Origin of the sequence: Phaeobacter sp. G2, assembly GCA_025163595.1 — a bacterium.
Lineage (GTDB): Bacteria > Pseudomonadota > Alphaproteobacteria > Rhodobacterales > Rhodobacteraceae > Pseudophaeobacter.
The window spans coordinates 1,929,967-1,944,022 of sequence record CP104100.1 but is presented as its reverse complement, the minus strand read 5'-3'; the positions used below and the strand labels follow the sequence as shown (position 1 = coordinate 1,944,022).

Below are 14,056 nucleotides of genomic sequence, written 5' to 3'. Positions count from 1 at the left end.
CACCAAAAAAATCGGGGTCAAACCGGGGTATTGAGCCTGTTTTGTCTGATTGCAGACCCAAAAAAAGCCCGGCAAGTGCCGGGCTTTTGCAATATTTGTGCAGCTTGCTGCCAAATCAGGCAGCAGGCATACGCTGCTCTACGATTCCTGCCCACCAGCTGCAGCCCGCAGGGATAGCTTCATCGTTGAAGTTATACTCTGGGTGGTGAACCGAGGCGCTGTCGCCATTGCCCACCAGAATATATGCGCCGGGGCGCTCTTCCAGCATGAAGGCAAAATCCTCGCCGCCCATGACCAACGGTGCCTCTTCGCAGGCGCCCGAGATATCGGTGGCAACCTTGGCGGCGAAATCGGTCTGTTCGTCGTGGTTGGCCATAACCGGGTAGCCGCGATAGTAGTTCACATCAGCAGTGCCGCCAAAGGTGGCCGCGATGCCGGCGCAGATTTCCTTGATCCGCTTTTCCGCCAGATCCCGTGTCTCATTCGCCATGGTACGGACCGTGCCTTTGATTTCGACACGCTGTGGGATCACGTTAAAGGCCTTGGATGAGGTCTCAAACGAGGTCACTGAAACCACAATCTGTTCCACCGGATCAGCGTTGCGCGACGCAATGGTCTGCAGCGCCAAGACCGCCTGCGCCGACATCACTGTGGTATCAATGGTTTCCTGCGGTTTTGCCGCATGGCCGCCGCGCCCTTCAAAGGTGATGGCAAACTGGTCCGTGGCGGCAAAAAACGCCCCCGACCGGATTGAGAAAGAGCCAATGGGTTTGCCCGGCCAGTTGTGCATGCCGTAGACTTCCTGAATGCCCCAGCGCTCCATCATGCCGTCTTCACACATCTCCCGGCCACCGCCGCCACCTTCTTCGGCGGGTTGGAAGATCAGCACAACGGTGCCATCAAAATTGCGGGTCTCGGACAGGTATTTGGCAGCCCCCAGCAGCATCGCCGTATGGCCATCATGGCCACAGGCATGCATGGCATTGGGGGTCTTGGAGGCATAGTCCAGGCCAGTGGCCTCGTGGATGGGCAGCGCGTCCATGTCCGCGCGCAAGCCAATGACCTTACCCGCTGTATCGGTTTTACCCTTGATCACACCAACAACACCGGTGCGGCCAATGCCGGTGACAATCTCGTCGCAGCCAAATTCCTTGAGCTTGTCCGCCACCAGCGCAGAGGTGCGGTGGGTTTCAAACAGGATCTCCGGGTTTTCGTGAAGGTCACGACGCCATTCGGTGATTTCATTTTGCAATTCGGCGAAGCGGTTCTTGACCGGCATGGATAGTCTCCTTGGTATTACTGTCCCGGTGATTTTAACCGGGGTGTTTTGAATGGTGTTTGACTGGTGTCAGGCCAGATCAGGCCACTGGCATCCGCTGTTCGATCATTTCGGCAAACCAGCTGATCCCCGTCGGAATGGCCTCATCGTTGAAATCATATTCGGGATGATGCAGCCCGGCAGAAGGGCCATTGCCCAGGCGGATCATGGCGCCCGGGCGCTCTTGCAGCATGAAGGAGAAATCCTCTCCGCCCATGGCCAGCGGCACCTCCTCGCAAGAGCCTGCGCCGGAAACTGTTTCCGCCGCCAGGCGGGCAAAATCGGCGGCTGCATCATCATTGATTGTGACCGGGACGCCCAGATGAAACGACAGGTCTGCCGTGCCGCCAAAGGTCTGGGCAATCCCATCGACGATGGCCTGCAGCCGTTCAGGGATCAGCGCCCGGACCTCAGGCGAATGGGTGCGCACCGTCCCCCGGACCTCGGCCCGATCCGGGATCACGTTAAAAGCCTTGGAGGAGGTTTCAGCCGAGGTGATGGACAGAACCCCCTGTAGCACCGGATCGACATTGCGAGACATCACCGTTTGCAGCGCGCAGATGATATGGGACATCATCACCGTGGTATCGACGGTTTCCTGCGGCTTGGCCGCATGACCACCACGGCCCTGCAAGGTCAGCGTGAACTCATCCACCGAAGCCAGGATCGGGCCGGGGCGGATGGCAAACTTGCCCAGTTCCAGCCCAGGTGCATTGTGGATGGCATAGACTTCGTTGATGCCAAAGCGTTCCATCAGGCCATCTTTACACATGGCTTCGGCGCCATTGCCGCCCTCTTCGGCGGGCTGAAAGATCACCACGGCGGTGCCATCAAAATTGCGGGTCTCGGCCAGGTATTTCGCAGCCCCCAGCAGCATGGCGGTGTGACCGTCGTGGCCGCAGGCATGCATCGCCCCATCAATCTTTGAGGCATGCGCCAGCCCGGTCTGTTCCTGCATCGGCAGAGCGTCCATATCGGCGCGCAGCCCGATGGCGCGGCCAACCGTGTCGCTGCGCCCCCGGATCACTGCAACAACGCCGGTGCGGCCAATTCCAGGCACCACCTCATCGCAGCCAAAGCTTTTCAGCTTTTCTGCCACCAGCGCAGAGGTGCGGTGGGTCTCGTACAGGATTTCAGGGTTTTCGTGGATGTCGCGGCGCCAACCGGCCACTTCTTCGTGCAGATCTGCAATTCGGTTTTTGACTGGCATCGCGCGTGTCCTTTGGTCTGAATTATGCTGTGGGCATTCGTCGTTCAACAAGTTCGGCGAACCAGCTGCAACCCAGTGGAATCGCTTCGTCGTCAAAGACATAGGCGGGGTGGTGACACATGGCCGTGTCGCCATTGCCGAGGAAAATATAGGCGCCGGGACGCTCTTCCAGCATATAGGAAAAGTCCTCCGACGGCATGATTGGTGCGGTATTTTCATCCACTGCGGCGCCGACGGCACGGGCGGCCTCAATGGCATAGCCGGTTTCGGTATCGGTGTTGATTGTCACCGGATATCCCGGCGACCAGATCACCTCGGCGGTGGCGCCAAAGGCCTCAGCGGTGCTGGTGGCAACCCGGCGGACCCAGTCTTCGGCCTCGGCGCGATATTCGGTGTCCAGCGTTCGCACCGTGCCTTGCAGTTTTGCCGTATGGGCAATCACATTGGAGGCCGTGCTATCGGTTTCAAAGGTCCCAACCGTAAGTACCACACGTTTTACCGGATCGACATTGCGCGACACGATGGAATGCAGCGAGACCACAATCTGCGAGGCCACAAGAGTGGTATCGATGGCATCATGGGGGGCCGCCGCATGGCCGCCCTTGCCGGTCACCTTGATCTCGAATTCATCTGACGAGGCCAACAAGGCACCGGGGCGAATGGCAAATTCCCCGACGGGCTGGCCTGGCATGTTGTGCAAGCCGTATACCTCCTGGATGCCCCAGCGTTCCATCAGGCCATCGTCACACATGGCCTTGGCCCCCGCGCCGCCCTCTTCGGCGGGTTGGAAGATCAGCACCACTTTGCCGTCAAAATTGCGGGTTTCAGAGAGATATCTCGCCGCCCCCAGCAGGATTGCTGTGTGACCATCGTGACCACAGGCATGCATCAGTCCGGGCGTTTTAGACGCGTAGTCGACGCCAGAGGCCTCATGGATGGGCAGCGCGTCCATATCAGCGCGCAGCCCGATCACCCGACCCGAGGTATTGGTCTTGCCTTCGATCACCGCCACAACGCCGGTCCTGCCAATGCCAGGTGTTACATCCGTCACCCCAAAGCTCTGCAGCTGTTCTTGAACAAAGGCTGCGGTTTTATGCACCTCATACAGCAGTTCAGGATTTTCATGCAGATGATGCCGCCAGGCGGTGATTTCTCGCTGCATTTCGGCAAAACGGTTTTTGATGGGCAAAAGCGCAACTCCTCTCAATTGAGATGATTGGTAAGGCAATAAAAAAGCCTTGTCTACGTTTCTTGCAAATCCGGCCCGTGGGCGGTCAAGAAGGTGACAAGGTTCTCCTGCAGCACAGAAATATCCGAAGGACCTAACCCGCCGGTCACTTCGCTGCGTATCTCTGCCAGACGTGTTTTGACGGCGATGATGAAGGCCAGTCCTGCATCCGTCAGCGTCAGGCGAACGGTACGCCGATCGTCGTCGCAGCGTTCGCGCAACACCAGCCCCTGGTCTTCCAGCTTGTCCACATACCGGCCAAGGGTGGCGTCATTGATGGCCAGAATCGCCCCATAGACGCTTTGCACCAGCCCCGGCTTGCGGTGGATCATCCCCAGCACGCTGAGATGCCCGGCGGACAAAGCCGCTTCTTTGCCTATGGCTTCAACATGCTGCGCGATCATCCGGCCTGCAATTTGCACCAGGACGGCAAAATCTATGTCCTCGTAGATCCCTTTGGGCAGGTTACTCTCTACTTCTGACATAATCACCTTTCACAGGGCGCAACAGGACAACACTGACAAAACACGCTAGCGAGGCGTCTCCAGACGCGCAACAAGCTGTTTCATAAAACCATGGCCCGCATTGAACTGTGCCACGGTGATAAACTCATTGGGCTGATGCGCCTGGGCAATATCCCCCGGACCACAGATCACCGCCGAATAGCCCGCTGCCTGGAACTGGCCGGCCTCGGTGCCGTAGCTAACCACATGGGTGCCATTGTCGCCGGTCAGGCTGCGCACCAGCGCCTCGGCCTCCCCGGCCTCTTCGGGGACCAGGGCGGGGACGTCAAAGCCCTTGCTGATATCAATGCGCGCTTCCGGGTGGATCGCCTGCATGTCCGCTTCGACCTTTTGCACCTCAGTGCGGTAGGCCGCTTCCCAATCGCTGGCCTGCTCGCCGGGAACAACCCGAAAATCCATCATAAATGTGCAGTCTTTGGCGGTGATATTATGGGCGGTGCCGCCGGAGATCATGCCCACATGACAGGTGGTGAAGGGCGGGTTGAACAGGGACTGCATCTCGCCTGGCTCTTTGGCCATGTTATCCGCATTGCGATGGTTGGCCCAGTCGATCAGCCGCGCTCCCTGCATGATGGCGCTGACGCCTGTGTGCAGCAGCGAGCTGTGCACCTCAAAGCCGATCATATGGGTGCGAAAACCTGTGCCGCCCTTGTGGCCGGTCACCGCCTGCATCATCGATGGCTCACCAACGATAACGGCTGCCCCCTTGGGCAACAGCGGCTGCATGGCCTCAATCATCGGCGGCGCCCCGGTGCAACCGATTTCTTCGTCAAAGCTGAGCGCCAGCTGCAAAGGCCGCTTTACGCCGCGATGGTGTGCCTCAACCAAGGCCCAGATCGCCAGGGCATCAAACCCCTTCATGTCACAGGTGCCCCGGCCAAAATACTTGCCGTCACGTTCTATCACGGTGAAGGGGTCGCTGTCCCAGGGTTGGCCATCAACCGGCACCACATCGGTGTGCCCCGACAGGACAACCGCGCCTTCGATCTCTGGGCCGACATGGGCAAAAACAGCTGCCTTATGGGGCTGATCCGGGTCCACCCAGCGGTGCGAGACGATGCCCTGCTCGGTCAGGTACTGCTGTACCCAATCGACCAAAGGCAGATTGCTGTCGCGGCTCACCGTTGGGAAAGCCACCAGTTTTTGCATGATCTCTAGCGGCGTCAAAACTGCAGTCATCAAATTAATACCCACTGTCGGTGGTAAGCACAAAGTGACCTGGCTCCACCTCCAGATACTGTGAGGGCTCCGGCTGGTAATCGAGACCATGAATGGGCGATGGAATGGGTTTGAAGTTCAGGTCTTTTTCGCTTTTGCGGCGATGGGGATCAGCAATGGGAACCGCCTTCATCAGCGCCTGCGTATAGGCATGCTGCGGGTTCTCAAAGACGCGGGCACGCGGGCCAAGTTCAACGATACGCCCCAGATACATCACCCCGACCTGATGGCTGACGCGTTCGACCACCGCCATGTCATGGCTGATAAACAGAAAGGACAGACCCAGATCTGCCTGCAATTCCATCATCAAGTTCAAAACTTGGGCTTGTACAGAAACATCCAGCGCCGAGACAGCCTCATCTGCCACAATCAGTTTCGGGTTCAAGGCCAGAGCGCGGGCAATTGCGATCCGCTGACGCTGACCGCCGGACATCTCGTGCGGGTAGCGGCGCATAAAGCTGCGCGGCAGCTGCACCCGGTCAAACAGATTGGCCACGCGATCCTGCAGCTCAGAGCCCGAGGCCAGGCCATAGTTGCGCAGCGGTTCTGCCACCTGATCCAAAAGCTGCATCTGTGGATTGAGCGAGGCAAAGGGATCCTGGAAGATCATCTGCATGTCCAGGCGGGCCTTGTGCAGGTCTCTTTGGTTCAACCCAAGAATATCACGACCCTCGAATTCCACCTTGCCCGACAGCGGTTCAACCAGACGCAAAAGCGACCGCCCTGCGGTGGATTTGCCGCAGCCAGATTCACCAACCAGCGACAGGGTCTGCCCCTTGAAAACCTTAAAGGACACATCCTCGACCGCGTGCACATTGGCCACCGTCCGGCGCAGCAATCCGCCTTTGACCGGGAAGCGCGTGGTGAGATTTTCAACCTGCAACAGCACCTCGTCAGTGCCTTTGATTGGCTCAATCCTTTGGCCTTCGACCCCCATCAGCTTCATCGGCTCGGGGTAGGCCTTGCCCTGCATTTCCCCCAGTTTGGGCACCGCTGCCAGCAACGCCTTGGTGTAGTCATGCTGGGGGTTTTCAAAGATCTCTTCGACCGTGCCCTCTTCGACCTTGTTACCGCGGAACATCACCACAACCCGGTCTGCCATCTGCGCCACAACGGCCATGTCGTGGGTGATGAACATCACCGCCGTGCCGGTTTCGCGCTTTAGCCGGTCCATCAGGGCCAGAATTTCCGCCTGAATGGTCACATCCAGCGCGGTTGTGGGTTCATCAGCGATCAGCAGGCGAGGCTCGCAGGCCATGGCCATGGCGATTACAACCCGCTGACGCATGCCACCGGACAGCTCGTGGGGGTACTGTGTCAACCGACGTTCGGGCTCGGGAATACGCACTTCGCGCAGCAGTTCCAGCGCCCGCGCCTCGGCCTGGGCCTTGTTCATGTCCTTGTGCACCCGCAGACCTTCGGTCAGCTGGCGGCCAACAGTGAAGACCGGGTTCAGGGCGGTCATCGGCTCCTGAAAGATCATGCCGATCTCGTTGCCGCGAATGTCCTTCATCATGTCGCCCGGTGCCTTGGCCAGATCCATGACACCGCCCTCGCGGCGATCAAACATCAGCTCACCCGCGGAGATCTCACCGCCGCCAAATTCAACGAGGCGCATCAGCGACAGCGAGGAAACGGATTTGCCAGAACCCGACTCGCCGACGACGCAGACGGTTTCCCCGGGCTTTACATCAAAGGAGACGTTCTCGACGCCAACAACCGGGCCATCTTTGGTCTGAAACTCGACGCGAAGGCCTTTAATTTGTGCAATAGGTTGATCGAGCACCCCGTCGCCCCCTGTTTTGTGAATAATAATGCCCTGCTTGCGTGCCGAGCTTGTGCAAGATGTATGACAATCTTGGCGGGGGGCGTCAAATCCAGCCTGCAAAATTCCACAATGCCGAGGTTGGTCAGGAAAAATCCCCCGGTAAGGCTTGCTTTTTTTGGAAACTCTGCTTCGATACTGCCAGTATCTGCCCCGTATGGTGGTGCGTATAGCGACAATTGGGATCGAAAAATTTTGATCTTTCAAAACCTTGCACGCCATCATAGGCAGAGCGACATCGAACCCGCAGTTTTGCGGCAACAAGCCGGGCCAAGTTGTCCGGCACAAAAAGACACGTAATGTGTTCGACAAGGAGAGTGTAATGAAACTCAAAACCCTTTTGATGGGTGCCATCGCCACGGCTGCCATCGCTCCGGCAGCTTTTGCCGAGCGCGGCTCTGACGGCCAGGTCAACATCATCTACTGGCAAGCGCCATCGATCATGAATCCCTTCCTATCCGGTGGGACCAAGGACGTTGAAGCCGCATCGCTGGTGATTGAGCCCCTGGTCCGCTACAATCAGGATGGCGTCATGGTGCCTTACCTGGCCGCCGAAATCCCAACCGTTGAAAACGGTGGCGTCAGCGAAGACCTGACCTCCATCACTTGGAAGATCGCACCCGGCCTCAAATGGTCCGATGGCAGCGCCTTCACCTCTGCGGATGTGAAATTCACCGCTGACTACTGCATGGACCCCGAAGGCGGCTGTGCCCAGGTTACCAAATTCGAAGGTGTGACCTCGGTTGAAGCCCTTGATGATCTGACCGTCAAGGTCACATTTGCCAAGCCAACCCCCTTCCCCTATGGCCCCTTTGTTGGCGGTGAAAGCCCCATCATCCAGGCGGCTCAGTTTGCGGATTGTATGGGTGCCAAGGCACCGGAATGCACCGAGGCCAACTTTGCCCCCATCGGCACCGGTCCTTTTGTTGTTGATGAATTCAAACCCAACGACGTGATCACCCTGTCGGCCAACCCGAACTATCGTGACCCGGCCAAGCCTGCCTTTGCCAAGGTCCTGTTCAAAGGTGGCGGCGACGCAACGGCCGCTGGCCGTGCCGTCATGGAAACCGGCGAGTTTGACTACGCCTGGAACCTGCAGCTGGCCCCTGAAGTCATCGCCCAGATGGAATCCGCCGGCAAAGGCAAGCCTGTCGCAGGCTTTGGCCCGCTGGTTGAGCGCATCATGCTGAACAACACCAACCCTGATCCGGCGCTTGGCCCGGATGAGCGTTCGGTGATCCGTCCGCACCCTTTCTTGGGTGATCCTGCGGTTTACAAAGCAATGTCGCTGGCGATTGACCGTCCTTTGCTGGTCGAAATCGGCTATGGCAAAGCGGGTAAAGTCACCTGTAACTGGGTTCCGGCACCTGCAGCTGTAAACTCTGACACCTTCACCTGCGACAAGCAGGACATCGCTGCGGCAAACGCGATGCTGGAAGAAGCGGGCTACAAAGACACCAATGGTGACGGCGTACGTGAAACCCCCGATGGGATCCCAATGAAGATCCTGTACCAGACCTCGACCAACGCCGTGCGTCAGGACTTCCAGGCTCTGATCAAACAGTGGTGGAGCGAAATTGGTATCGAATCCGAGCTGCGTAACCTTAGCGGTTCCGTGTTCTTTGGTGGTGATCCCGGTTCGCCTGACACCTTCCAGAAGTTCTATGCTGACGTTGAAATGTATGCCAATACCTTCAACGGCACCGACCCTCAGTCCTACCTGGCGAACGGTCTGTGCGACAAGGCGCCTTCGCCTGCGACCCAGTGGCAGGGTGAGAACATCTCGCGCTTCTGCAACGAAGAGTTCGACAAGCTGCATGCGGAGCTGACAACCACAGCCGGTGCCGAAGCTCGTGCGGAAATCTCCAAGCGTCTCAACGACATCATCGTTGGAAACGGCGGCATGATCCCTCTGGTTCACCGTGGCCGTCTCTCGGCGCACGCCAACTCGCTTGGTGGTGTTGTGCTGAACGTCTGGGACAGCGAAATCTGGAACGCTGCTGACTGGTACCGTATCAAATAAACGGTTCTGACCAAACGAGGCCCCGGTGTTTCACCGGGGCCTCTTGCCATTCGCGCCGCGTTCCGGTTTATCGCCGGACACATTGGCCACAGGCGGCAGCCACCGCGGCCCTGACGCCCTGTCCAGCTCAACAATAACACATTGCAAAAGGCGCACGTTCCATGCTGACCTTTACAATCAGGCGATTGATCCTGTCGGTTCCGACATTGCTCTTCATCAGCCTGGTGATCTTCCTCCTTCTTGAACTCGCACCCGGCGATCCAATGGCGCAGGTGCCCCTGACGGTCCCCCCCGAAGTCAAAGAAAAAATGCGCGAGGCCCTTGGCCTTGGCCAACCCGCCCCCATCCGCTTCTGGAAATGGCTGGTGCAGTTCTTCTGGATTGAACCCCAAGTCCTGATCGACCACTATTTTGGCACCACCTTCTCGCAGGGTGACCTGCGCGTCATCTCCTGGCAGACCCGTTCGCCGGTGATGGATATCGTCATCCAGCGGATGCCGCAGACCCTGTGGGTTGTGGGCACCGCCTATGTGGTTGCCATCTTCATCGCCCTGCCCATCGGCATCTACTCCGCCTATCGTCAGTATAGCTGGTTTGACCAGCTCGGCACTTTTGTGTCGATGGTTGGCTTTTCGGTGCCGCCGTTTTTCTCGGGCGTTTTGGTCATCGTGATCTTCTCAGTGCAGCTGGGCTGGTTCCCGTCGATCTACGACACCACCCATGTGGTCGACAGCTGGGACAGCTTTGTCCACCAGTTGCGACAGATGATCATGCCGGTCATGGTGCTGGCGCTGCAGATCACTGCCCAGCTCAGCCGCTTTATGCGCGCCTCGATGCTGGATAACCTGAACCAGGACTATGTGCGCACGGCCCGTGCCAAAGGGCTCAGCGAATATGTCGTGGTGATGGTGCATGTTCTGCGCAACTCGATGATCCCGGTGGTCACGGTGATTGCCCTTGGCATTCCCGCGATCTTTGGCGGCGCAATCATCACCGAGCAGGTGTTCAAGGTAAATGGCATCGGCCAGCTGCTGATTGGCGCTATTCAGGCCAATGATCTGCCCATGGTACAGACTCTCACCTTTATCTTTGCCATTCTCATCGTGATGTTCAATCTGATCGCCGATGTTCTCTATGGCATTCTAGACCCGAGGATCCGCTATGACTGAGCTTAGCAATCCCATCCCCAGCAAACCACCGCGCAGCCAGTGGCTGGATGTCTGGGACCAGTTCAAAACCCACCGTGGTGCACTGCTAGGCGGCATCCTGTTCTTTCTTATCGTGGCTTCGGTCTATCTGGGTCCTTTCCTCTGGGATATTGATGCAACCCATATCGACATCCGTTCCCGGAATCAGGGACCCAGCTTGGCACATCCCTTTGGTACCGATCAGCTGGGCCGTGACATGATGGCCCGAATGATGGCTGGCGGCTCCACCTCGGTCTCGGTTGGGCTTACGGCGATGGCGCTGGCGCTGGTTCTTGGCTCCTTCATTGGCGTTGTGGCCGGGTTCTTTAAACGGCTTGATGGGCCGTTGATGCGTCTCACGGATCTGTTCCTGGCCCTGCCGTTGCTGCCGCTGCTTCTAGTGATGATGCTGCTGTTTCGCGAACCGCTGAACGCGGCCTTTGGGCCTGAACAGGGGATCTTCATCCTCATCGTTTGTGCCATTGGGGTGACCTCCTGGATGCCCACCGCGCGCATCGTGCGCGGCGATGTCCTGGCGATCAAGGAACGTGAGTTTGTTCTTGCGGCCCGCTCCATCGGCACCTCGAACAGCCAGCTGATCACCCGGCATATCCTGCCAAACGTGCTGTCGCCGATCATGGTGTCAGCAACACTGGGGATTGCCACCGCGATCATCACCGAAAGCTCGCTGTCTTTCCTCGGCCTGGGCTTCCCACCGGATTTCCCAACCTGGGGGCGGCTGTTGTTTGATGCCACCGACTATCTGCAGCAGCATCCCGAGCGGGTGTTCTGGCCTGGCATCGCGATTTCTTTGACCGTGCTGAGCGTGAACTACCTTGGTGACGGGCTGCGCGACGCATTGGATCCACGGATTCGCGGCCGCTAACCCCTCAGAGCGACGCGGGCAGCCGTGCCGCTGCAACTCACTGAGACATATTCAAATAAGAACATAGATTTTGGCCGTCCCCGAGGGGGCGGCCAAATTGTTTCGCCCTGCCCCAGCGGGCGCAGGAGAAAAGACCAGCCATCCCAGCTAAAGCAGAACAATATCACCCCCGCCCCCTGTCATAAGTGGGGCATGCCCCTTGCTTGCGCGGGAATTTGGCCTCATTTCGGGAAATAATTCCAATTCGCTGCTAAACGGGAGTCTGCGATGTTTGAGACATTGGGTTTTGAAGAGACCACCCCACGACTGGCGTCGCTGTATTTTGCCCTCGCGCTTGGGCTGGGCTTTGGGGTGCTGGCGCAGCTCACCCGGTTTTGCTTTCGCCGTGCCCTGATTGGCGAGGACCGCCGTCAGGCAGCCGGCATCTGGGCCCTGGCTCTGGCCGTATCAGTTCTGGGCACTCAGGCCGCCGTGACCCAAGGCTGGATCAGTTTTGACGGCCACCGCCTGCTGGCCTCAGAGCTGCCGCTGCTGGCCATTGCCGTTGGCGGCGTGATGTTTGGCATCGGCATGGTGCTGACACGGGGCTGTATCTCCCGCCTCACCGTGCTCAGCGGTACTGGCAACCTGCGGGCGCTGCTCTGCATCGGGATCTTTGCCCTGGTCGCCCATGCCACGCTCAAAGGTGTCCTGGCCCCCCTGCGCAGTCTTCTGAGCGGCTACACTGTCCAGCTGGGAGACTATGCAACCCTGGCCGCCCTGCCCGGTGGTGCCCCCCTGTGGAGCGCTGTAATTGTCCTGCCTGCCTTTTGGCTGGCCCTGCGGTCGCAAAATTCCGCACTGGCGCTGCTGGGCGGCGCCATGATCGGGGCGCTGGTGCCACTGGCCTGGGTCACCACCGGATTTGTGCTGTTTGACGAATTTGACCCCATCGCCATGGAGAGCCTGTCCTTTACCGCGCCAATGTCTGAGGGGCTGTTTTATGTCATTGCCTCCAGCGCCCTGCCTGCGGGCTTTGGCCCTGGGCTGATCGGCGGCGTTTTGGTCGGCGCCCTGCTTACCGCCCTGCTGCGCCGGGACTTCCGGTGGCAGAGCTTTGACAGCCCCCGCCAGACCGGCCGCTACATGCTGGGCGCCAGCCTGATGGGCTTTGGCGGGGTGCTGGCCGGGGGCTGCACCCTGGGGGCGGGCCTTGCCGGGATTTCCACCCTGGGTGTTGCGGCACCGCTGGCGCTAGCCGCCATTGCCCTCGGCGGCATTGTGGCCCACCGGCTGCTGCGGGACGGGTCTAGTGCAGCTGCTTCTTTATCCGCTGAATCGCCAGCCACACCAGCCCCACAACCGGCAGAGTGATCAGTGCGGTCAACATCCCCTTGCTTTGGCCCAGAGCCTGCGCAAGGGGATACATCAGGTAAGACACCAGTGACACGGCGTAGTAGCCAATAGCCACCACCGAGAGGCCCTCTACGGTGTGTTGCAGCCGCAGCGCCTGATCTGCCCGCCGGTCCATACTGGCCAAAAGCGCTTGGTTCTGCGCACTCCGTTCTACATCAACCCGCGTCCTGAGTAGCTCGCCGCCGCGCCGCGCCCGATCTGCCAGGGTACCAATACGTTTCTCCGTGGACTTCACCGTGCGCATGGCGGGTTCATATCGGCGCAGCATGAATTCGGAAAACATCTGAAAACCGCCATAGCGCATCTCGCGCAGCAGACTGATACGCTGATTGACCAGCGCCTCATAGGCGCCAGTCGCGCCAAATCGAAAGGCCGAACGCGCCGCCATGGCCTCCAGTTCCGCCGAGACCGTCAATAGCTGTGTCAGGGTCTGTTCAGCGGGCGCTGTGTCAGAGGTCATCTCCGCCATCATTTTGCTGAGATGGGTATCCAGCTCGCTGATATCGCGGCTGAGGCCCCGCGCCCGGGAAAACCCCAGCATCGACATGGCCCGGTAGGTCTCAATCTCGCAGATCCGCTGGACCAGTCGCCCGATGCGCTGCGACCCGGTTGTGGCATTGGCAAACAGTGCAAACCGCATATGCCCTGCCGGATCAATGCGGAAATCTCCGGCAACCACAGCGCTGTTATCCAGCACCTCGGCCACCGCCAGGCTTTCGGGAACAAACCAGTCCTTCAATGCGGTCTTGATCCGCTTGTCCTCTGGCCGCGGCAGGACCCGGATCATCAGCGAGGTGACCCGGTGACCCGGGGCCTCCTCCAGCCAGTCCGAGGGGAACACATCAAAATCCGCCGGATCAAAGGCGCGCTTGCTGATGCCATCGTCATAGAGCGTGTAGCTGACGAATTCGGTGTGTTGCTCCCATTTCAGGGTATGGCGCCCCAGTTGCGCCGAGTGATGCGTCGCGCCGGGTTGCGGATGTGGCGCGCCATGGCGATCCAGCAGATCGGTGAGATGTTGCAAATCCAGCCCGCGATCCCGGCGCACCGCCTCGCTGGGCTGCTTCACCGCCAGATAGACCACCGTGCTGGGGCTTTTCATCGCTGGAAAAGGCCTGGCGTGCAGCTCATTCGCCGAAGAGTAGCGCAAAGGATGGTCTGGGATCGGGGGCATGGCGCAGAGGTCTCCAAAAAGGTGAAGCCACCATAGCGATTCAGAGATTATCTGTACAGAAGTCTTTT

11 protein-coding genes are annotated in these 14,056 nt (G+C 59.1%); 4 read left to right on the top strand and 7 right to left on the bottom strand.

Going from position 1 to position 14,056, the window contains the following annotated elements; genetic code table 11:
* Positions 1-115: 115 nt before the first annotated feature.
* From N1037_09250 to N1037_09225, 6 genes are all read right to left on the bottom strand, one after another.
* Complete coding sequence (locus N1037_09250; GenBank protein ID UWS81176.1) at positions 116-1,279, bottom strand: M20 family metallopeptidase; 1,164 nt, start codon at positions 1,277-1,279, stop codon at positions 116-118.
* Positions 1,280-1,358: 79 nt separating this feature from the next.
* The gene (locus tag N1037_09245; protein UWS81175.1) at positions 1,359-2,528 is read right to left on the bottom strand and encodes a M20 family metallopeptidase; all 1,170 of its coding nucleotides are present in this window, start codon (positions 2,526-2,528) and stop codon (positions 1,359-1,361) included.
* A gap of 22 nt (positions 2,529-2,550) precedes the next feature.
* Positions 2,551-3,717, bottom strand: a complete 1,167-nt coding sequence (locus N1037_09240) for a M20 family metallopeptidase (GenBank protein ID UWS81174.1) — start codon at positions 3,715-3,717, stop codon at positions 2,551-2,553.
* A 53-nt stretch (positions 3,718-3,770) separates the two neighbouring features.
* Positions 3,771-4,241 (bottom strand): MarR family transcriptional regulator, encoded by a 471-nt coding sequence (locus tag N1037_09235; protein ID UWS81173.1) that lies wholly within the window; start codon positions 4,239-4,241, stop codon positions 3,771-3,773.
* 45 nt (positions 4,242-4,286) lie between these two features.
* Positions 4,287-5,459, bottom strand: coding sequence for an acetylornithine deacetylase (argE, locus tag N1037_09230; protein ID UWS81172.1), 1,173 nt, complete (start codon positions 5,457-5,459; stop codon positions 4,287-4,289).
* A 4-nt stretch (positions 5,460-5,463) separates the two neighbouring features.
* Entirely contained in the window at positions 5,464-7,284 is a 1,821-nt protein-coding gene (locus N1037_09225; GenBank protein ID UWS81171.1) for an ABC transporter ATP-binding protein, read from the bottom strand.
* Between the two features lie 361 nt (positions 7,285-7,645).
* Here N1037_09225 and N1037_09220 point away from each other — a divergent pair, with 361 nt between their 5' ends.
* The 4 genes from N1037_09220 to N1037_09205 all read left to right on the top strand — a co-directional run bounded on the left by N1037_09220 (position 7,646) and on the right by N1037_09205 (position 12,772).
* Positions 7,646-9,346 (top strand): peptide ABC transporter substrate-binding protein, encoded by a 1,701-nt coding sequence (locus tag N1037_09220; GenBank protein UWS81170.1) that lies wholly within the window; start codon positions 7,646-7,648, stop codon positions 9,344-9,346.
* A gap of 161 nt (positions 9,347-9,507) precedes the next feature.
* Positions 9,508-10,515: an ABC transporter permease gene (locus tag N1037_09215; protein ID UWS81169.1), complete on the top strand. Its 1,008-nt coding sequence runs from the start codon at positions 9,508-9,510 to the stop codon at positions 10,513-10,515.
* Positions 10,508-11,419, top strand: coding sequence for an ABC transporter permease (locus tag N1037_09210; protein UWS81168.1), 912 nt, complete (start codon positions 10,508-10,510; stop codon positions 11,417-11,419). The genes N1037_09215 and N1037_09210 overlap by 8 nt, the downstream gene beginning before the upstream one ends.
* Positions 11,420-11,686: 267 nt before the next feature.
* A complete protein-coding gene (locus N1037_09205) occupies positions 11,687-12,772 on the top strand; it encodes a YeeE/YedE family protein (protein ID UWS81167.1) in 1,086 nt (361 codons plus the stop codon).
* Here the strand turns inward: N1037_09205 and N1037_09200 are convergent.
* Complete coding sequence (locus tag N1037_09200; protein ID UWS81166.1) at positions 12,708-13,988, bottom strand: DUF3422 domain-containing protein; 1,281 nt, start codon at positions 13,986-13,988, stop codon at positions 12,708-12,710. The genes N1037_09205 and N1037_09200 overlap by 65 nt on opposite strands.
* Positions 13,989-14,056: the final 68 nt, after the last annotated feature.